This window comes from Haloferax namakaokahaiae (assembly GCF_042663225.1).
GTDB classification, from domain to species: domain Archaea; phylum Halobacteriota; class Halobacteria; order Halobacteriales; family Haloferacaceae; genus Haloferax; species Haloferax namakaokahaiae.
Genome location: NZ_JBHTAA010000005.1, coordinates 1605004 through 1624945, shown reverse-complemented (window position 1 = coordinate 1624945; position 19942 = coordinate 1605004). Strand labels below are relative to the sequence as shown.

General features: G+C 63.4%; 20 protein-coding genes. 4 read left to right on the top strand and 16 right to left on the bottom strand.

The features are described from left to right. Positions 1-8: 8 nt before the first annotated feature. Positions 9-1001: a ribonucleotide-diphosphate reductase subunit beta gene (locus tag ACFQJC_RS16205; RefSeq protein WP_390225656.1), complete on the top strand. Its 993-nt coding sequence runs from the start codon at positions 9-11 to the stop codon at positions 999-1001. A gap of 51 nt (positions 1002-1052) precedes the next feature. Here the strand turns inward: ACFQJC_RS16205 and ACFQJC_RS16200 are convergent, their stop codons facing one another. Then, positions 1053-2240 carry an SPFH domain-containing protein gene (locus ACFQJC_RS16200; RefSeq protein WP_390225302.1) on the bottom strand — a complete coding sequence of 396 codons (1188 nt, stop codon included), beginning with the start codon at positions 2238-2240 and terminating at the stop codon, positions 1053-1055. 77 nt (positions 2241-2317) lie between these two features. Between ACFQJC_RS16200 and ACFQJC_RS16195 the strand changes: the two genes are divergently transcribed. Both ACFQJC_RS16195 and ACFQJC_RS16190 read left to right on the top strand, forming a co-directional pair. Next, entirely contained in the window at positions 2318-2512 is a 195-nt protein-coding gene (locus ACFQJC_RS16195) for a DUF7554 family protein (RefSeq protein ID WP_390225300.1), read from the top strand. A gap of 84 nt (positions 2513-2596) precedes the next feature. Beyond that, entirely contained in the window at positions 2597-3094 is a 498-nt protein-coding gene (locus tag ACFQJC_RS16190) for a 2'-5' RNA ligase family protein (RefSeq protein ID WP_390225298.1), read from the top strand. Between the two features lie 44 nt (positions 3095-3138). Here ACFQJC_RS16190 and ACFQJC_RS16185 read toward each other — a convergent pair whose 3' ends face one another. Both ACFQJC_RS16185 and ACFQJC_RS16180 read right to left on the bottom strand, forming a co-directional pair. Further along, a complete protein-coding gene (locus ACFQJC_RS16185) occupies positions 3139-4512 on the bottom strand; it encodes a cytochrome P450 (RefSeq protein ID WP_390225296.1) in 1374 nt (457 codons plus the stop codon). Between the two features lie 61 nt (positions 4513-4573). Beyond that, positions 4574-6769: an ATP-dependent DNA helicase gene (locus ACFQJC_RS16180; RefSeq protein WP_390225294.1), complete on the bottom strand. Its 2196-nt coding sequence runs from the start codon at positions 6767-6769 to the stop codon at positions 4574-4576. 134 nt (positions 6770-6903) lie between these two features. On the opposite strand from ACFQJC_RS16180, the gene ACFQJC_RS16175 reads away from it, so the two are divergent. After that, positions 6904-7362: an ester cyclase gene (locus tag ACFQJC_RS16175; RefSeq protein ID WP_390225292.1), complete on the top strand. Its 459-nt coding sequence runs from the start codon at positions 6904-6906 to the stop codon at positions 7360-7362. A 399-nt stretch (positions 7363-7761) separates the two neighbouring features. Here the strand turns inward: ACFQJC_RS16175 and ACFQJC_RS16170 are convergent, their stop codons facing one another. The 13 genes from ACFQJC_RS16170 to ACFQJC_RS16110 form a co-directional block, all read right to left on the bottom strand. Beyond that, entirely contained in the window at positions 7762-8196 is a 435-nt protein-coding gene (locus ACFQJC_RS16170) for a PIN domain-containing protein (RefSeq protein ID WP_390225290.1), read from the bottom strand. Continuing rightward, complete coding sequence (locus ACFQJC_RS16165; RefSeq protein WP_390225288.1) at positions 8197-8448, bottom strand: AbrB/MazE/SpoVT family DNA-binding domain-containing protein; 252 nt, start codon at positions 8446-8448, stop codon at positions 8197-8199. Between the two features lie 72 nt (positions 8449-8520). After that, entirely contained in the window at positions 8521-9420 is a 900-nt protein-coding gene (gene argF, locus ACFQJC_RS16160; RefSeq protein WP_390225286.1) for an ornithine carbamoyltransferase, read from the bottom strand. A 16-nt stretch (positions 9421-9436) separates the two neighbouring features. Beyond that, the gene (locus ACFQJC_RS16155) at positions 9437-10516 is read right to left on the bottom strand and encodes a [LysW]-lysine hydrolase (RefSeq protein ID WP_390225284.1); all 1080 of its coding nucleotides are present in this window, start codon (positions 10514-10516) and stop codon (positions 9437-9439) included. Then, positions 10513-11652, bottom strand: coding sequence for an aspartate aminotransferase family protein (locus ACFQJC_RS16150; protein WP_390225282.1), 1140 nt, complete (start codon positions 11650-11652; stop codon positions 10513-10515). The genes ACFQJC_RS16155 and ACFQJC_RS16150 overlap by 4 nt, the downstream gene beginning before the upstream one ends. Continuing rightward, a complete protein-coding gene (locus tag ACFQJC_RS16145; RefSeq protein ID WP_390225280.1) occupies positions 11649-12581 on the bottom strand; it encodes an acetylglutamate/acetylaminoadipate kinase in 933 nt (310 codons plus the stop codon). The genes ACFQJC_RS16150 and ACFQJC_RS16145 overlap by 4 nt, the downstream gene beginning before the upstream one ends. 19 nt (positions 12582-12600) lie before the next feature. Then, on the bottom strand, positions 12601-13644 hold the full coding sequence (argC, locus tag ACFQJC_RS16140; RefSeq protein WP_390225278.1) for an N-acetyl-gamma-glutamyl-phosphate reductase: 1044 nt from the start codon (positions 13642-13644) through the stop codon (positions 12601-12603). Then, positions 13641-14519: a lysine biosynthesis protein LysX gene (gene lysX, locus ACFQJC_RS16135; protein ID WP_390225276.1), complete on the bottom strand. Its 879-nt coding sequence runs from the start codon at positions 14517-14519 to the stop codon at positions 13641-13643. The genes argC and lysX overlap by 4 nt, the downstream gene beginning before the upstream one ends. Positions 14520-14574: 55 nt before the next feature. Continuing rightward, positions 14575-14754 carry a lysine biosynthesis protein LysW gene (lysW, locus tag ACFQJC_RS16130; protein ID WP_390225274.1) on the bottom strand — a complete coding sequence of 60 codons (180 nt, stop codon included), beginning with the start codon at positions 14752-14754 and terminating at the stop codon, positions 14575-14577. Positions 14755-15062: 308 nt separating this feature from the next. Beyond that, positions 15063-16529, bottom strand: a complete 1467-nt coding sequence (gene argH, locus ACFQJC_RS16125; RefSeq protein ID WP_390225272.1) for an argininosuccinate lyase — start codon at positions 16527-16529, stop codon at positions 15063-15065. Position 16530: 1 nt separating this feature from the next. Beyond that, on the bottom strand, positions 16531-17772 hold the full coding sequence (locus ACFQJC_RS16120; RefSeq protein WP_390225654.1) for an argininosuccinate synthase: 1242 nt from the start codon (positions 17770-17772) through the stop codon (positions 16531-16533). Positions 17773-18235: 463 nt separating this feature from the next. After that, a complete protein-coding gene (locus ACFQJC_RS16115; RefSeq protein ID WP_390225270.1) occupies positions 18236-19435 on the bottom strand; it encodes a cation:proton antiporter in 1200 nt (399 codons plus the stop codon). Continuing rightward, complete coding sequence (locus ACFQJC_RS16110; protein WP_390225268.1) at positions 19435-19920, bottom strand: cation:proton antiporter regulatory subunit; 486 nt, start codon at positions 19918-19920, stop codon at positions 19435-19437. The genes ACFQJC_RS16115 and ACFQJC_RS16110 overlap by 1 nt, the downstream gene beginning before the upstream one ends. Positions 19921-19942 lie beyond the last annotated feature (22 nt).

Here is a 19942-nt window from a genome sequence, read left to right as displayed (position 1 = left end):
ATCCGACAATGCCAATCGTCAACAACGACAGCCATCACGACCCGAACAAGATACTGCCAATCGACTACGACTGGGCCCGCGAGTACTACAAACAGGGCGTCGCCAACAACTGGGTTCCCGAAGAGGTCCCGATGGGCGACGACGTACACCAGTGGAAGACGGGCGAACTCACCGACTCCGAGCGCCGCCTCGTCGAGTGGAATCTCGGCTTTTTCTCGACTGCCGAATCGCTCACGGCCAACAACATCGTCCTCGCCATCTACGACCACGTCACCTCCCCCGAGTGTCGCCAGTACCTCCTCCGACAGGCCTACGAGGAGGCGATTCACACGGACACGTTCATCTACTGCTGTGACTCGCTCGGCTTCGACCCCGAGTACATGTACGGCATGTACGACCGCATCCCCGCTATCGCGGACAAAGACGAGTTCGTCGTCGAACTGACCCAAGCAATCGACCGCGACGACTTCACCATCGAGACCGACGACGACCTTCGGGCGTTCCTGCGTGACCTCGTGGGCTTCTACGTCATCATGGAAGGCGTGTTCTTCTACGCCGGATTCGCCACGATGCTCGCGCTCAAGCGCCGCGGGAAGATGGTCGGCGTCGGCGAGCAGTTCGAGTACATCATGCGCGACGAATCGCTCCACCTCAACTTCGGTATCGACCTCATCAACACGATTCGAGACGAGAACCCCGGCGTCTGGACCGACGAGTTCGAAGCGGAGGTCAGGGAACTCGTCGTCGAGGCGGTAGCGCTCGAAGCGACCTACGCCCGCGAGGCGTGTCCGCCCGACGTACTCGGGATGAGCGCCGAACAGTTCGTCGAATACGTCGAATACGTCGCCGACCGCCGTCTCGGCCAACTGCGAATGGACGCCGAGTTCGAGACGGAAAATCCGTTCCCGTGGATGACCGAACAGGTCGATTTGAACAAGGAGAAGAACTTCTTCGAGACGCAGGTCACCGAATATCAGTCCGGTGGCCAACTCAACTGGTAGCCAGCACGACGTCTGGTTGGTGACCGGCGCGACGTCTGTCTGGGAATCCACCTACGATTCGCGCTCTTCTTCCATCTCCGTGCCGCCGTCTTCGATTTCGATATCGACGCCCGCTCTCGCCTCCGCTTCGGCGGCGGCCTCCGCGGCCTCGACTTCGCCGATGAGTTCGTCGATGTCGTCGAGTCCGAGCAACTCGCGCGTCTCTGCGTCGAACGCCAGACTGTCGAGACTCGGTTGCTGTTTGACTGCGCTGTCGGTCAGGCCCTTTCCGTAGCGACCGAGCAGCGAGGTGAGTTCCTGCGGGAGGACGTACGTCGTCGAGGGCGACGTGCCGATACTCGCCAGCGTCTCCATGCCCTTGTCGATGATGGCGCGCTCGCCCATCGACTCGGCGGACTTCGCCCGAAGGACGGTCGAAATCGCATCACCCTGCGCCCGGAGGATGGCGGACTCTTTCTTCCCCTGTGCGCGGATGACGTTCGACGCCTTGTCACCCTCTGCCTTCTCGACCGCAGAGCGGCGCGCACCCTGCGCTTCGAGAATCATGGCACGGCGACGGCGCTCGGCGGCGGTCTGTTGTTCCATCGCGTTCTCGACGTCTTTCGAGGGTTTCACCTCGCGGACTTCGACCGATTCGACGCGAACCCCCCACTCGTCGGTGGGTTCGTCGAGTTCGACGCGGATCCGAGAGTTGATCTGGTCGCGCCGGGCGAGCGTGTCGTCGAGTTCCATGTCGCCGAGCGCGGCCCGAAGCGTCGTCTGCGCGAGGAGCGACACGGCGCGTTTGTAGTGGTCCACTTCGAGGAAGGCCCGCTCGGGGTCCATCACGCGGATGTAGACGACGGCGTCGGCGGTCACCGGCGAGTTGTCCTCGGTGATGGCCTCTTGGGTCGGCACGTCCAGCGTCTGGGTCCGCATGTCGAAGCGGTAGGTCTTCGAGACGAACGGCGGGACGAAGTTGATGCCGGGTTCGAGGATTCCCTTATAGCCGCCGAAGACGGTGAGCGTCCGCTTCTCGTACGCTTGGACGATTTCGACCGCGTCGTAGACCGCGGCGATGGCGAGCGCGAGCAGGACGTACCCGACGATAGTCACCGGCGTCACCGGCAAGAGGACGACGGCGAGACCGAACGCGAGGATAGCAATCGCAAGGGGACCAATCCAACGCGGGAGACGAGGACCGCCAACCGTCGGCGAGGATGACGACAGTTTCCCGAGTTGGTAGAACATGCTGTCCATGTGTTGACGTAGCATCGGGCGGGATGTAAACCTATCCGGCCACCAAGTATTTGGCTTCGAGCGACTGAGGGCCTTCCATGCTGCCAGACCGCGGAAAACTCGAGGCGGATAGTCTCGTCCGAATCGTGCTGGTGCTCGTGCTCATCTGGGTGGGTCTCGAAATCGTCGGCGAGATTCTCGACCTCTTTAGCTGGTTGCTCGGGCCGCTTCGACCGCTGCTCGGTCTCGTGGTCATCGCTATCATCGTCCTCTGGCTCCTCGACCGAATCTAACCGTTTCTGGACCGAATCTGACTTCTGGGCGCACACCGCGCTCGCTGTCGATACGTCTTTCTCTTCGACCCGTGAGAGACGGGTGTGTACAGTCTGAACGTCCCGGTTCCCGGCCAGGTCTCTCGGCTCGCATCGGACCTGTTTCCGTATCTCACCGCGTTCGACCGGATACGCGACCGACACACGCTCGTCTGCAAGCGATTCGAAGACTCGAATCGCAAGCGCCTCCAAGAATCGCTCCGGCACGCACTGCGCGGTTCGCCCGCCTTCGAAGTGCAAGTCACGGGCATCGACTACTTCGAGTCGCCGCCGGTCGGCTCTGCGCCCGTCGTCTACCTCGCAATCGAGAGTCCCGGTCTCTTCGACCTGCACGACCGACTCACCGACGAATTCGGGACTGTCGAAGGATTAGAAGGCGAGAACTACACACCGCACGTCACGCTCGCTCGAAGTGGGTCGCTCGCGGACGCACAGGCGCTCGCAGAACGCGATATCGACCCCATCACGTGGACCGTCTCCCGACTCGAACTCTACGACCCCGAGTTCCGCGAGTCGGTGGCGACGGTTTCGCTGCCGGCCTAACGGGGCGGCGCTGGTCTCTCTTTCCTCTCTTCCCCCTATCCTCTCTACTCTCGACGCGTGAGTCGCATCCCCATCGGTTCGCGGGGATGCATCGTCAGCGACCCGCGGAGGCTGAACGGTTCGTCGCGGATGTAGTCGAGTTCGTACTCTTGGGCGACGGTGCCGAGGATGAGTCGCCCTTCGAGCAGCGAGAGGTGTTTGCCGATGCAGTGGCGCGGGCCGCCGCCGAACGGAAAGTACGCAAAGCGCGGCCGATTCCGCGCGTTCTCCGGCTTCCACCTATCCGGGTCGAATTCGAGTGGATTGTCCCACCAGCGCTCCGACCGGTGGACGACCCACTGCGGGAGCATGATTGCCGAGCCTTCGGGGACGCGATAGCCGCCGAGCCGAACGTCGGCCTTCGCCTCGCGGAACATCACATATACTGGTGGATAGAGGCGCATCGCCTCGTTGAGCACGCGCTCGGTGTACTCCAGTTTCCGCACGTCTTCGAACGTCGGCGTCCGCCCGCCGAGCACCTCGTCCAACTCTCGCTGGAGTTTGGCTTCGGCCTCAGGATGTTGCGACAGCAGGTACCACGCGTAGGTGAGCGTGAGGGCGGTCGTATCGTGGCCCGCCAAGAGCATCGTCATGAGTTCGTCGCGGAGGTTCTTCTCCGTCTGCTCGCCCTCGTCGTAGGCCCGAAGGAGGATGGAAAGGAGGTCCATCGGTTCGTCGCCGACCGGTTCACCCGCAACTGACGACGCCGGTTCGGTGGCGTACTCGCTCCCGCGGCGTTCGTCCACGATGTCCCAGATGACCGCTTCGAGCACCGACAGCGCGTGTTTGTAGTCGCGGTTCTCGCGGGTCGGCGCCCAGTCGGGCATCAGGAAGCGCAGGGGGTCGGGTTCGAATCGTGCGCCGAGCGGTTCGAGGTGCTCTTGGACGAGTTTGATACGCTCGTCGTCGAGGTCGGAACCGAACATCGCATCGACGATGATTTCGACGGTGAGACGGGCCATCTCCAACTGGATATCCACGACGTCGCCGTCGTGCCAGCCAGTGAGCATGGACTCGGTGCGGTCGGTCATCATCTCCGACATGGTCGAAATCCGTCGCACGTCGAAGGCGGGTTGGGCGAGTCGGCGCTGTCTCTGCCACGTCGCGCCCTCGCTCATCAACAGGCCGTCACCGAGTAAGTCGCCGATTGCTCGGTCCTGAAACCGCGGCTTTCTGAACTTCGCCGACTCGCTCACCAGCACTCGCTGGATGTCTTCGGGGTTGGTGAGCATGTAGGTCTCCAACGGCCCGAGGTCGAAGTGAATCACGTCGCCGTAGGCCTCCGAGACTGCCGTCAGGAAGTGAAACGGGTCGCGCGCGTACTGCCTGCTCGCGCCGAACAAGGGAACGCCCTTCGGTCCGGGAGGGGTCGTGCTCATGCTTCGTGTTGGCTTGAACACGGATGAATGTCTCGCCGGGTTCGACCCGCTCTCGTCGCGCCTACGGCCGCGGTGGCGCGCCGTCGTAGGCGTCGTGGTCGTTGTAGAAGTTGAGCATCGCAAATTTGAGTTTCGCCGGCGAGATATCGACCATCTCTGCGCGCTCTTCGACCGGGAACGCCCCGCGGACGCCGTACTTGCCCATCGACGAACTCTCTCGCGTGTAGCGCTTGTCGGCGAGGATGCGAACCCCGAAGTCGTCGGGCGAGCGAATCACCCGACCCAACGCCTGTCGCGTCTTTCTGATGGTCGGAATCTCGACGGCGTACTGCCAGCCGGCGTCCTTGACGCCTTTGTACGCCCGGTCGTAGGCGTCTTGGACGGCCTCCATGCGCTCGGAGAGGTGCGGGTACGGCACGCCGACGACCACCACGGTTCTCGCGTCGTCGCCGTCGAAACTCACCCCCTCGGCGAGCGTCCCCCACAGCGACGTGAGGAGCACCGCCCCGTCCTTTCCGACGAACTCCTTTCTCGCCTCCTCGGCGCGGACGCCCGGTTCGTCCAAGAACAGGTCGTCTTCGACGTCCGAGCGCATCCTGAGGCGTTCGTGGTGGCGCTCCGCTTCGGCGTACGACGGGAAGAAGACGAGCGTGTTGCCGGGCGTAAAGCGCGAGGCGTCGGCGAGCACCTCCTCGATTTGTTCTTGGGTGTTCGGGTTGTCCCGTTCCGACGAAAAGAGCGCCGGGAGCGACACCGAGAACGTCCGGCGATTCTCTTCCGGATACTCCAGACCGTAGGCCATCGTCACCGGATTCGGAAGCCCCAGCGTGTCTTCGGTCACGTCGAACGGCCGCAACGTCGCCGACATGAGGATGCTCGCGTGGACCTCTTCGAACAACTCGCGGGTGACCGCTCGCGGAATGCAGGTGTAGAGTTCGGCCCGGCCGTAGAGTTCTTCGGTCCCCGAATCGCGGCGCACCGAGAGCATCGGATGGTGACCCAACTCGCCGCCCATCTCCATCCAGTCGGAGATGAACGACGCCGCCTGCAACGTCTGGCACTCCCGTCGCGTCGTGGACTCTCCATTTTTGTACTCGTCTTCGTACTGCTCGTCCAGTCGCTTGCCCAACTGCAAGGCGAGTTCGACCTCCACGTCGATGCCGCGGCCCTCGTAGGACTCGAGGAACTTCATCGTCAAATCGTCGCGCCGGCCGCGGTTCGCAATCGAGAGGTCGTACCAGTTCTCGCCGACCTGCTCGCGCTCGCCGAATCCGAACGCCTCGTCGTAGCTCTCACGGAGCACGGAGAGGAACGTCTCGATGACGTTCTGGGCGCTCTCGGCCCGCGAGTCGTCCACCTCCTCTAACTCGTTGACGGCGCTTTCGAGCGTGTTCTCGGTCAGCGCCCGACTCGCGTGGTCGCGGGCGACGCCTTCGATGTTGTGGGCCTCGTCGAAGACGGTGATGACCTCGTCGGGGTCGCGGCCGAGCCATCGGAAGAACTGCTCGCGTATCATCGGGTCGAGCAGGTGGTGGTAGTTGCAGACGACGAGGTCGATACCTTCCATTCCCTCTTTCAACAACTCGTAGCCGCACATCTTCTGCCGACCGGCGTATTTGAAAATCTCGTCCGGCGTTCGAACGTCGTCGAAGAGCCACTGGAAGAACTCGTCGGTGTTCTGCGTGAGGTTGTTGTAGTAGTGTTCGCACGTGTTGCCGCCGCGCATCTCACTCAGTTCGTCTTCGAGCGAGTCGAGTTCGTCGGTGATGGCGCTGCGAGCGTCGGCGGCACCCTGCTGCCCCTCGCGCATCTGGTCGAGCAACGTCTCGGCCTGCGTGGCCAACTCGGCCTTGTCGGACTCCTTCTCGACCAGACTCCGGGTCGTATCGCGGAGCGTCTGGCACTCCTGAAACCCGACCTCGATGTGGCACATCGAGGATTTTCCGCGGAAGACGACCGCACGAATCGCCTCGCTGCGCGTGATTGCGCGGGCGTCTTCGATGAACTGTCGCATCTGCTGGTGGACGTTCGTCGTGATGACCACCGTCTTGTCGTGCTCGCGGGCGTGTTCCAACGCGGGCACGAGCGCCGAGATGGTCTTTCCCGTCCCCGTCGCCCCTTCGAGCAGGACGTTTCGACCGTCGTCGAGCGCGTCGGCGATACCGGACATCGCCGCCTGTTGGTTCGGATACGGCTCCTCGTAGGGGAAAAATCGCCACGTTCGTGGTTCGTCCTGCGGGCCGTTCGAGGAGGACACGACCAATGCTCGGTCGCCATCCGATTAAAAGGCTCGGAGGGGAAGGCGACCACTGTCCGTCGAACTGGAGTTACCGACCGACCTGACAAATACGCTATCGGTCGAACGAGCGTACTAGCGCGTGGTGACTGGTGATGATACCAACCCCCCGACGCAAAGCAATCGTCGAAAAGCAACTCGAAACCGTCTGGGACGCCCGCGACCCGGAGAGTATGGACGAGTTCTGTACCGAAGACTTCGTCATGCACGACCCGATGGGCGACCGCGACCTCGACAGGGCCAAAGGAATGCTGCGAGACGTTATCGACGGAACACCGGATATCGAGTTCACTATCGACGACCTCATCGCCTCCGCCGACCGCGTCGTCGTTCGATACACGCTCGAAGGGACGAACGAGGAGCCGTCGTTCCTGACGGACCAACCGACGGGTCTCCACTGGCGCTCGCCCGGAATCACGGTCTACCGGTTCGAGGGTGAGGAAATCGCAGAACAGTGGAACGCGTTCGACTACCTCGGGACGATGCGACAACTCGGTCTCATCCCGTCGGAAGCGAACGCGGATGCGACGGGCGAGAGTGGCGCACAGGCGTAGAATACCTCAGTTGTGCTGTTTTTTGGTGTCGTCGAATCCATCGACTTCTGACAGGTATGGTGTGACACAGACAGAGGATGAGTTCAGCACAGCACCGATTGTGAATCAGGAGTGTACGCGCTCTGTTCTACCAATAAACCTACGATCAAAACTGGAGTAGTGAGAATATGCTACCGAGTACCTCCGTTAAGTTGGCTCTCCTTGGAATTGCTATCTTGGTGGCAGGCGTCGGTGCTGTGGTTTGGGCACGATATATTCTATCTTGGCTACGCAATTCGAGGAACTGAAACCTTCTACACTTGGTGAGGAGATGCTGGCGATGATGACCGACTCGCGCCCTGTATTCAGCACGTCATCAACAAACTATCAGAAACGGGGGTCTTCGACAGAGTCGCGTGGTTAGTTCGGAGAGTACGGGTCTGTGGCAGTGTCGAGCCGGTAGACATCGTCTATCGCATCAAACTCATCGTCAAACGCGTAGAGATATCCCAAGCCCCGGGTCTGCATATACGCAACAATACAGGCATCGACGAACGAGAGTTGACGGTGTCGTCTGAAGAGTGCCTTTGCGGTCGCAAACGCATCGGAGTTCACAGACTCGATGTGGAATCGCGCGTTCTCCTCGAGTCGATCTAAGAAGTCTACTGCAGAACCGTGTCCGGCGTGAGTCGTTAGCCCATTGAGTGTCTCTGCTAAAACATAATCGAGAACGACTGCTTCTGGAAGCGACGCGTCATCGATCCCCTGAAGAATTGGTCGAGCTTCGGTGTGCATCCCGTCTCGACGGTACGCAGCAGCAAATAAGACGGTCGTGTCGATAAGTGCCCGTGGCATTTACTCTGTCTCGACGCCCCACGCGTCATGGTCCGTGGTGGCATCTGTTTCTTCTACACCGTCGTACCCATCGAAATCCGCAAACGTTCCACTCCGTTGTTGGACAACCTGGACTCGGATACTTCCGTCTTCTTCGAGATGCCAGCGGAGTTTATCTCCATCGTCGATCCCCAATTCTCGACGAATTCGGGCTGGGATATTCGCTTGGTTTCCAGACACCTTGCTTTCAGCGTCTACCGGTTCACTGCTCATGAACGAGTACTAGCACCGCTTGTTGAAAAGACTAGTGTGCCGCCACACTAGGTGGCTGAAGACGAAACCAGGTTACTCTTCGAGCAGCTCCACGAGCAGGCCTTTCTGCGCGTGCAGACGGTTCTCCGCTTGGTCCCAGACGAGCGAGCGCTCGCTTTCGAGCACGTCGCCCGTTATCTCCTCGCCGCGGTGGGCGGGCAGACAGTGCATGACCTTGGCGTCGGTTCCTTCGAGCAGGGTTTCGTTCAACTGGAAGCCCTCGAACGCCTGTAGCTTCTCGTGGCGCTCGCTCTCTTGGCCCATCGAAATCCACACGTCGGTGTAGACCACGTCGGCCCCGTCGATGGCCTCCTCTGGGTCTGTCGTGATGGTCGGTGCCGTCCCGAGTTCTTCGGCGCGGACGAGTACTTCGTCGTCCACCGCGTACTCCGGCGGGGTTGCCACGGTGAGGTCGATACCGGCCATCGCACAGCCGAGGACGAACGACTGGCCGACGTTGTTGCCGTCGCCGACCCACGCCGCACTCACCTCGTCGAAGTCGCCGACGAACTCGCGGATGGTGAGCAGGTCGGCGAGCGTCTGGCAGGGGTGCGCGTCGTCGGTCAGGCCGTTGATGACCGGGGCGTCGGAGTACTCGGCGATTTCCAAGAGGTCGGCGTGGTCGAAGAGGCGAACCATGATGGCGTCGCCGTAGCGACCTAACACTCTGGCCGTATCGGAGAGCGGTTCGCCGTGGCCGAGTTGGATGTCTTCCGGGCCGAGAAAGAGCGCGTGGCCGCCCAACTGCGTCATCCCCGTCTCGAAGGAGACGCGGGTGCGCGTGCTCGGTTTCTCGAAGAGCATCGCCAGCGTCGCTCGGGAGAGTCGCGTGTCGTCCGCCCCGGATTTGAGGTCGGCGGCGCGGGTGAGCACGCGGTCTAACTCCGATGCGCTGATGTCGTCGATATCTGTGAAGTGGGTGGTTTCGAGCATTGGTTCTTCGAGAATGTTAGTCGAGCAAGCGCTCGCAGACGTCCACGAGCACGTCGATAGACGCGTCGAACTCGTCGAGCGCGAGGCGTTCGTCGGGGGCGTGGTCGAGGTCCGAGTCGCCGGGACCGTAGGTGACCATCGGACAGTCCCAGACGCCCGCGAAGATGTTCATGTCGCTGGTGCCGGTCTTACGAAGCAAGCGGGGTTTCGCGCCAGCGCCGCGAATCGCCACGCGGAAGGCGCGTGCGATGTCCGTCCGGGGACTCTGCATCACCGGCGGGATGGGTTTGTTCCAGTGGACGCTCCCGCGGGTGAGTTCGCCCTCCGCGACTTCGCGCACGTCCTCGATGGTGTAGCGAGGCGGGACGCGGAACTGCACGTCCACGGTCGCTTCGACTGCGAGACCATCTTCGGTGGGACCGCCGTCGAAGTTCACGGGCTTCGTCGTCACGGTGTCGAAGACGCCGTCGCGTTCTTCGTCGAAGAAGTCGGCGACGCGCGACCACCACGCGACGGCGGATTGGATGGCGTTCTCCTCGGGGCGCGAGGAGTGTCCCTGTTCGCTGGTGGCGATGTACGTCCCCGAGAGGAACCCGCGGTAGCCGAGCGTAATTCCGTCCCAGCCGGAGGGTTCGCCGTTGATGACGGCCCCGGGTTCGTCGCGGGTCTCGGCGAGGTGCCACGCGCCGCGCGAGGTCTTCTCTTCGCCGACGACGCCGACGTAGGAGACGCCGGTTTCGACCGCCGCGGCGGCCATCGAACAGAGCGGCCCGGTCGCATCGACGCTGCCGCGACCCCAGAGCACGCCGTCTTCGACTTTCACGGGGACGTCGCCGGGGACGGTGTCGATGTGCGAAGTCAAGAGGACCGAGTCGTCGGCCGGTGCGCGAACGTTGCCGACCTCGTCTATCCACACCTCGCGGTCGTTGGCCTCGAAGAAGGCCTTCAGAACCTCGGCCGCGTCGGCCTCGTCGCCCGAGACCGAGGGCGTCGAAACCATGTCGTAGAGCAGGCGACGCGCCTCCGTCCAGTCGCTCCCCGCGACGAGTTCGGCGTCGGTTTCGCTGGTCGCCTCGTGGTCGAGTTTCGCGGTCATAACACGTTCACCATCGCTTCGACGACGTCGTCTGCGTGCGACTCGTCGATGACGAGCGGCGGGAGGAACCGCACGACTGTCCGGCCGGCGGGAAGTGCGAGCACCTGCTCGGACAGCGCGAGGTTCTTCAGGACGCGGTTCGCGCCGCGTTTCACCTCGACGCCAATCATCAGACCCTCGCCGCGAACCTCTCGAATCGGCAGGTCGTGTTCTTCGGCCGCGGCTTCGAGTTCGCTCGTGAGGTAGTCGCCAATCTCGGCGGCGTGGCCGGGTAGGTCCTCTTCGACGATGGTGTCGAGCGTGGCGTTCGCGGCGGCACAGACGACCGGTCCGCCGGAGAAGGTCGAACCGTGGGAGGCCGCGCCGTCAGCAATCCAGTCGGCACACAGCGTCGCGCCGAGCGGAAGCCCGTTTGCGATGCCTTTCGCGCTCGTGAGGATGTCGGGGACGACGCCCGAGTGTTCGCACGCCCAGAGTTCGCCCGTGCGTCCGAGACCGGTCTGAATCTCGTCGAAGACGAGCGCGGCACCGGCGTCTTCGGTCAGGTCGCGGGCGGTCTGGAGGTACTCCGCGGTAGCGGGATTGATGCCGCCTTCGCCCTGAATCGGCTCTAAAAATACGGCGGCCGTCTCGTCGTCGATTGCCTCGGCCAACTCTTCTTCGTCGCCGTAGCTGACGAACTCGACGCCGCCAGCGACCGGCTCGTAGGGCTTCTTGTACTTCTGTTTCCACGTGAGCGCGAGCGACCCCAGCGTGCGGCCGTGGAAGGCGCGCTTGGTGGCGATAATCTTCTGGCGACCGGTCGCCGAGCGAGCGAACTTCAGTGCAGTCTCGTTGGCTTCGGTTCCGGAGTTACAGAGCCACACCTTCGAGAGGTCGCCGGGGGCGAGCGCGCCGAGCTTTTCGTACAACTCGGTGCGAACATCGACGGGATAGGACGCCTGCACGTAGGTCAGCTTCGCGGCCTGCTCCTGAACTGCGGAGACGACGGCCGGGTGAGAGTGACCCAACGCGGCGACGGCGTAGTTCGCGCCGAAGTCGAGGTATTCGGTCCCGTCGTCGCTGTAGAGGTATGCGCCCTCACCGGATTCGATTGTGATGGGCTTCTCGGAGAAGACGAATCCTTCCCCAGTCATTGGTCTGCCTCCGTTTTCTCCACGAGCGCCCCGGGCGTCACGTGCGTGCCGCCGCCGTTCAGCGCGGTCACGATGGGGTCGTTCACGTTCGCGTCGGAGACGATGACCTCGGCGGCCCCGCCAGAGAGTGCTTCCTTCGCGGCCATGACTTTCTTCGTCATGAAGCCTTCCGCGGCCGATTCGAGGTTCGAGAACGCCTCGGGCGTGTCGGCGTTCTCGATGAGCGTCGATTCGTCGTCGGGGTCGGCGTAGACGCCTTTCACGTCGGTGAGGACGACGAGTCTCGCGCCGAGTGCACCCGCGACTGCGGCGGCCGCACGGTCGGCGTCGGCGTTCACGGGAACACCGTCGTCGGCGAGCATCGGAACCGTGACGATGGGCGTATAGCCGCCGTCGAGGAGCGTCTGGAGGAGCGTCGCGTTGACGCTCGTAATCTTCCCAGAGTGGTCGCCGCGCTTGATTTTCTTCTTGCCGTTCTCGACCACGCGAACCGCCGATTTGCGCGGCCCGGTGAGGAGGCCGCCATCGACGCCCGAGAGACCGAGCGCATCGACGCCCGCCTCGCGGAACAGCGCCGTCAGGTCCGTGTTGAGTTTGCCGGGCATCACCATCGAGAACACCTCCATGGTGCGCTCGTCGGTGAAGCGGCCGGTGACGCCGGAGGGCGACTCGACGTAGGTCGGTTCCTCGCCGAGTTCTTCGAGCGTCTCGTCTACTGCTGTCGAACCGCCGTGGACGACGACGACGTCGGTGCCGTTGGCGACGAGGTGGGCCACGTCTTGGACCGCGCCCTCGGGGTCAACCGCTTTCGCGCCGCCGATTTTGACGACGACCGGCGGCTCTGAACCACCATCAGCTAGCAAGTTCACGTCGTTGTCGATGAGCTGTTCGTGTGCTGCGAGCAGTTCCGTGCGTGTGTATTCAGTCATTGGTCAGTCTGGGGGACAGTTAGGGCGACCCGATGGGGTGGAAGCCCGTGAATTCCAACCCGGCAGTCTCGTCCAGCCCGAGCGCGATGTTCGCGGCGTGGATGGCCTGCCCGGCGGAGCCTTTCATCATGTTGTCGATGGCCGAGAAGACGACGAGGCGGCGGTTCGAGGGGTCGATTTCGAAGCCGACTTCGCCGAAGTTGGTGCCGGCGACGGCCTTCGGTTCGGGGTAGCGGTAGACGCCGCCGCCGCCCGCGACGGTGCGCATGAAGGGTTCGTCGCCGTAGCTTCCTTTGTACGCCTTCCACATGTCGCCTTTCGAGACTGGCGAGTTAGGAAAGACGTGACACGTCGCGGCCGCGCCGCGAACCATGTCCACGGCGTGGACGGTAAAGGAGACGGAGAGACCGAGGTACTCCTGAATCTCGGCTTCGTGGCGGTGGCCCGTCGGTGCGTACGGGCGCACGATGCCGGAGCGCTCGGCGTGGGTCGAGGCCTTGCTCGCGCTCGCGCCGCCCTCGGAGGAACCGACTTTCACGTCCACGACGACCTGTTCGTCGCCGTCGAGGATGCCGGCGTCGAAGAGGGGCTTGAGCCCGAGAATCGTCGCCGTCGCGTTACAGCCGCCGGCGGCGATGAGGTCCGCACCGGGGAGGTTCTCGCGGTTGAGTTCGGGGAGTGCGTACTCCGATTTTTCGAGGTACTCTGGACAAATGTGGCCGTCGTACCACTCGTCGTACTGCGCCTCTTCGGAGAGGCGGAAGTCGGCCGAGAGGTCTACGACCGTGTCCGCTGCGTCCTGAAAGTCGTCGATGTGCTCCATCGAGACGCCGTGGGGCGTCGCCGTGAACAGCACATCGACCGATTCGAGGTCTTCGGGGTCGCTAAAGCGAAGGTCGAGGTGACGGAGGTTGGGGTGGACGTTGCCGACGGTCTTGCGCTCGTAGGAGCGACTCGTCGCCTGCACGATGTCGAAGTTCGGGTGGCCATCGAGGAGGCGAAGGAGTTCGCCGCCCGTGAAGCCGGAACCGCCGACGACGCCCGCGGTGAGTTGCTCGCTCATGCAGACGCCTCGGCGACTTGCTTCTCGCTCTCGACTTTCGCTTCGAGCCAATCGACGACCTTCGCGGGAACGTCCACGTCGGTGGCCTCGTTGAGCGCCTTGAACTCGACGGTGTGGTTGACCTCGTGGACCGTGTAACCGTCTGCTCCGGTCTCCATGAGGTCGATACCGAGCAGTCCGCCGCCAACGGCGTCGGACGCCTGTTTCACGAGTTCCTTTGCGCGGTCGTCGAGTTCGAACGCCGAGGAGTCGGCACCCTTCGCGGCGTTCGTCAGCCAATGGTCGGAACTGCGGGTCATCGCGGCGATGGGTTCGCCATCGACGGCGAGGACGCGAATGTCACGACCCGGCTTCTCGACGAACTCCTGGATGTAGAACACCTTGTGTTCGTAGCTTCCGAGCGTCGCCTTGTGTTCGAGGATGGCCTCGGCGGCGGCCTCGGAGTCGATCTTTGCCATCAGGCGTCCCCACGACCCGACGACGGGCTTGAGGACACAGGGGTAGCCGAACTCTTCGACAATCTCCATCGCCGAGTCGATAGTGAACGCCACTTTCGTGTTCGGCGTGGGCACGCCCGCGTCAGCGAGTGCGAGGCTGTTCTGCGCCTTGTCGGCGCAAATCGCGGCGGTCTCGTGCGAGTTGACGACCGGGACGTCGTAGGACTGCAGGAAGCGCGTGATGTAGAGGCTCCTGCTCGTCGCCAGACAGCGGTCAACGACGATGTCCACGTCGTCGAACACGGCCGGGGCCTCGGTGAGGTCGAACTGTTCTTTGCGGACATCGATTTTCGTCACCTCGTGGCCGCGGTCGCGTAGCTCCGAGAGCAGGAGCTTCTCGTCGCGGCGAATCCGGGAGTACAGGAGTCCAACGTTCACTGTGACCACCCGTAGGCGTGCGTGAGAGTGTCGCTATGTTCGGCTGTGTTCACGGTTACTCTCCCCAGTCCTCTTCGAGTTCGGGCGCTTCTTCGAGTACCACGGGGTCGAGCGAGACGACTTCCAGCTCGGCACCGGTGGCAGGGCTGTCGATGATTTCGCCGACTTCCACGTCTGCTGGGATGTCGATTGCTTCTCCGGTCAGCGGGTCTTCCGCGGTGATAGTGTCGCTCATTACATCCGTGGCTGGACGTGGGATGGTATTAAATCCACCGAAAATTGCATGGCAAAAAATGGCGCAAAGAAAGCTCTAACGGAGTTTATCGGGCGATTCGGCCACTTTGTTTGGCCGAACAGCCGACGTATCGAGCTTGGGTGCCAGCCTCACTCGATACTGGGAATGGCCCCGGTCGAACCGGTCGGGCCATCCCCGTCGTCGGGCGCGGTCGTGGTCGTGGTTCCCGTCGCGGGAGTCGGACCGGTCGTCGCGGCGGTCGCGGAGCAACCGCTCGCGGTGGTCGCGGCAGCCGAGTCGGGACCTGTTCAGACATACTCCGAAACCTCCTCTTCGAGGGATTCGGCCGCGGCCGACAGCGACTCGCGTGCGTCGGCGACGGCGGCCTCGTCCGATTCGAGTTCGTCGCTCGCCGTCGAGAGCGTGGACTCGACGGCGGCGGGCGCAGGCCCACCGACCGAGTCACGACTCGCCACGCTCTCGGTCGGGTCGAGCGCGGCTTCGACGGCGGCTTCGGTCACGTGTGTAAAGAGAGACTCCCCTAATACGTCCGTGGCGACGGCGTCAAGTGTTGCCACGTCGGGTGTCCCCGTGGACTGGGCGGCCGCCTCCGCGACGACTTCGTGGGCCGTCCGGAAGGGAAGGCCCGCCATCGCCAACAGGTCGGCCACGCCAGTCGCAGTCGAGAAGCCGTCTCCCGCCGCGTCGGCGAGAGCGTCTTCGGGCCACGTCGCCGAGGCCACTGCTCCGGCGGCGACCGCCGTGGCTTCACTCACGTCGTCCACTGCGCGGAACGCGTGCGTGTGGGCGCGTTGCAAGTCGCGGTTGTAGGCGCGCGGAAGCCCCTTGAGCGTCGTCATGAGTCCCGTGAGTTCGCCGACTGCGTCGCCCGCGACGGCGCGGACGAGTTCCATCGTGTCGGGGTTCTTCTTCTGGGGCATAATCGACGATGTGGACGAGTAGTCGTCCGAGAGTTCGACGAGGCCCTTGTTCGAGAAGACGATGAGGTCCTCGGCGAGACCCGAGAGGGTAATCGCGTGGGTCGCCAGCGCCGAGCACGTCTCGGCGAGGAAGTCGCGGGTCGCCGAGGCGTCCATCGAGTTCTCCATCACGCGGTCGAAGCCGAGTAACTTGGCGACGAGTTCGCGGTTGATGTCGAAGGGCGTTCCGGCGAAGGCCGCAGACCCGAGGGGTGACTGATTGATGCGGTCGTACGCACACATGAGGCGGGCGCAGTCGCGGGCGACCGCCCGTTCGTACGAGAGTAAAAAGTGCGCGACCGTCGTGGGTTGTGCGGGTTGCAGGTGAGTATAGCCGGGCATCACCGTCTCGGTGTGCTGGCTGGCGACCTCGACTAACGCTTCGCGGAGTGCGAGCGCGGCGTCGAGCGTCTCCAAGACGTCTTCGCGCAGACGGTAGCGAATACAGGTCGCCACCTCGTCGTTGCGCGAGCGCGCCGTGTGCATCTTCCCGCCGTCGGGACCGACGATATCGATGACGGCGGCCTCGATGGCTTCGTGTACGTCCTCGCCGCCGGAGAGCGATTCGTGGCCCGCGGCTTCGACGTCGTCGAGTGCGGAGAGAATCTCGCCTGCGACGTCGGACTCGACGATTCCCTGCGAGGCGAGCATCACCACGTGCGCGCGGTCCACGGCGAGGTCGGCGTCGAAGATGCGTTCGTCGGCCGCGAGGCTCGACATGAACCCGCGGGCGGGGCCGCCGCTGAAGCGACCCCGGCGAATGACACTCCCGTCGTCGCCGTCCTCGCCTGTCATCTCAGTCGCTGCCGCCGTCTGCGGCCAGTTCGGGCTTTGCTTTCTTCGCGCCCTCGTTCGCCAGACGCGACTGGAAGCCGTGGTACTTGGCGACGCCCGTCGCGTCGGCCTGTTCGATTCCGTCCACGGTTTCGGTGTTGAAGGAAGCGGCCGACTCGGAGTAGACGGCGTAGTCGGAGTCGCGGCCGACTGCCTGTGCCATCCCGCCCTGGAACTTGATGGTCACCGTGCCGGTGACGCGCTCCTGGGTCTTCTCGACGAAGGCGTCGAGTGCGCCCACGAGCGGGGCGTCGATGAGACCTTCGTAGGCCTTCTGTCCCCACTCGGCGTCAACGGTCTGCTTGAAGTCGCGCTCTTCTTTCGTGAGGACGAGTCCTTCGAGCGACTCGTGCGCGTTGAGGAGCGTCGTCGCGGCGGGGTGCTCGTAGTTCTCGCGGACCTTCAGGCCGAGCATGCGGTCTTCCATCATGTCCGTGCGGCCGACGCCGTGGGAACCGGCCTTCTCGTTGAGGAAGGCGATGAGTTCGTTGGGTTCCATCTCCTCGCCGTCGATGGCGACGGGATATCCGTTCTCGAACTCGATTTCGATGAGTTCCGTCTCGCCCGAGGGCTGGGAGGTCCACTCGAAAATCTCCTCCGGCGGGACGTAGCTGGGGTCTTCGAGGTTGCCGCCCTCGATGGAACGGCTCCAGAGGTTCGTGTCGATGGACCAGACGCCCTCGTTGCCGCCCTGCACCGGGAGGTCCTTCTCGGCGGCGTACTCGATTTCCCACTCGCGGGTCATGCCCATCTCGCGGACGGGGGCGATGACTTCGAGGTCGGAGGCGCGCCAGACGGCCTCGAAACGGAGTTGGTCGTTTCCTTTGCCCGTACAGCCGTGGGCGATGCCGTCACAGTCTTCTTCGAGCGCGAGGTCGAGGATGGCGTTTGCGATGACCGGGCGGGCGAGCGCGGTGCCGAGCGGATAGCCCTGATAGTCCGCGTTCGCGCGGACGGAGTCGAGACAGAGCTGTGCGAACTCGTCTTTCGCGTCGATGACGTAGTGGTCGAGACCGAGCGCTTCGGCGGTCTCGTAGGCCTCTTCGAACTCTCCTTCCGGCTGGCCGACGTCCACGGTGACGCCGATGACTTCGTCGTAACCGTACTCTTCTTTCAGAATCGGGACGCAGACGGTCGTGTCGAGTCCGCCTGAGAATGCGAGTGCGACTTTCTTCATACCTCTCTGTGACGTGGATAGGTAAATAAATTCTTTGACTTCGATTTATGAAATTAAGTGGTAGAGATGCCTATGGGCAAGAAAACGGAAGATTAGCGAATTGGACGTGTCCCGAAGGATATGATGTGTGTGGCCCTAAAGGGCCGGTCGTCGTCGTCGGACAGCAGCGGCTCGTAGCGCGGAGAACGAGGCGAGGGTGCTACGAGTCGCCATCGGTTGTGAATCTGTACTGTGTACTCGCTATTAAACTCTTTCGGGGGCGCAATGTTCGCCTCAGTCGAGAACCTCGACGGCGAGCTCTAAGAGGAGTTCCTCGTCGAACAGCGCGACCACGAGTGCGAGGACGGCGAGCACGACGAGGCCGACGATGAGCCATTCGATGAGTGTCATGGATTCGTACGGCCGTGATGGACGCCTCGATAAAATATTCTGTGGCCGCCTGGTCCGGCGAAACGCGTGCGCGTGCGCGTCTCGACTTAGGCGCCCCCCGCTAGGCGTCCCCCGCTGCCGACCGGTCGGGGAGGAGCACCCGCTCCACCAAATCCGACCGCTGCATCAACAGCGTTCCAATCGTGCTCATCAGGAGGACGTAGCCGACGGCGAACGCCGGAATCACCTCTTGCATCACTGTCGTCCCGCCCGACGCCGCGAGCGCCGCGATGACGAGCGAAAACTCACCACGCGGAACCATGCCGACGCCGACGCGGAGCGACCGGTGCCGCGAGAGGTCGTAAATGCGCCCGCCGAGGTACCCCGAGAGGACTTTCGAGGGCGCCGTGACGGCCACCGCCACTACGAGCGGGACGACGACCGTGCCGAGCAACACCGGGTCGGTGCCGACGCCGATCCAGAAGAAGAATATCCCCGCGAAGATGTCTCGGACTGGTGCCAAGAGGCGCTCGATGCGCTCTTTGTGGCTACTCGTCGCAAAGCCCATGCCGACGAAGAAGGCGGCGACTGCCTCGCTCACGCCGAGTTCGAGCGCGACCCCCGCGATGGGGATGACCACGGCCAGCGCCCGCAGCACGAACGCCTCTTGTCCCCCGATGTCGAGGACGCGCTCGAACAGTTCCGTCCCGTACTGGACGGCCACCAACAGGACGCCGAGAAAGCCGAACGCGACCGCGAGCGATTGGCCGAGAGCGAACAAGTCACCGCCGCCGCCGAGGATGAGCGAGGCGACGACCGAGAGGTACACCGCGATAGCGAGGTCTTCGAAGACGAGCGTCCCCAGTATCGGTCCCGACTCGGCGTCCGCAATCCACCCGAGGTCGATGAGCGTCTTCGTGATGATTGCCGACGACGAGATGTAGATGATGCCGCCGAGAAGCAGCGACTCGACGAGCGACCACCCGAACAGGATGCCGATGGCGATGCCGATTGGGAGGTTGATGACGAGGTCTACGACGCCCGCCCGCCCGATGTTCTGCCGGGAGGCGAGCAGCCGTTCGAGGCTGAACTCCAAGCCGAGAAAGAACAGTAACAGGACGATACCGACCTCGGCGAGTAGCGTCACGACCTCGGTGTCGGCGACGTAAGGCAATCCCACGCGCCCGGCGACGAACGGTCCCGCGACGAGGCCGCCGACGACGTACAGCGGGATGACCGACAGTCCGAGGCGCAGCGCCACCGCTCCGGCGAGCGCGAGTACGACGAAGAGGTAGCCGAATTCGAGCAGTTCCGCCGCCATCAGGCTCCGGTCACGAACTCAGTGAACTTACTGCACGCGTCGGGCGACCCGATGACGACGAGCACGTCCCCGACTTCGACTCTCGTGTCGCCGCCGGGCGGGGCGATGATTTCGTCGTCGCGTTCGATGGCGATGACCGACGCGCCGGTCTCCCGGCGGAGGTCAGACTCGACGAGCGTCTTCCCCGCGAGCGCCGAGCTATCGCCGACTTCCACCCATTCGAGGGCCGTGTTCCCGCCGAGCAGCGTCTCGATGTCGCCCGAACTCACGGGCTGGAAGTACGCGCCTTCGAGGAGCGTGCCGACCTGTCGGGCGAGTTCGTCCCGTAGTTCGAACAACTTCTCCGAGTCGCTGTCGGCGCTCGCACGGCGGAACACCTCGCGTTTACCGGTGTTGTGGGTCACGATGACGAGACGCGACCCGTCTCCGAGTTCTACTTCGTGTTTTTTTCCGACGCCGGGTAAGTCACTCTCGTAGATAGTCACGACAGGGAATTTAGACGGCGAT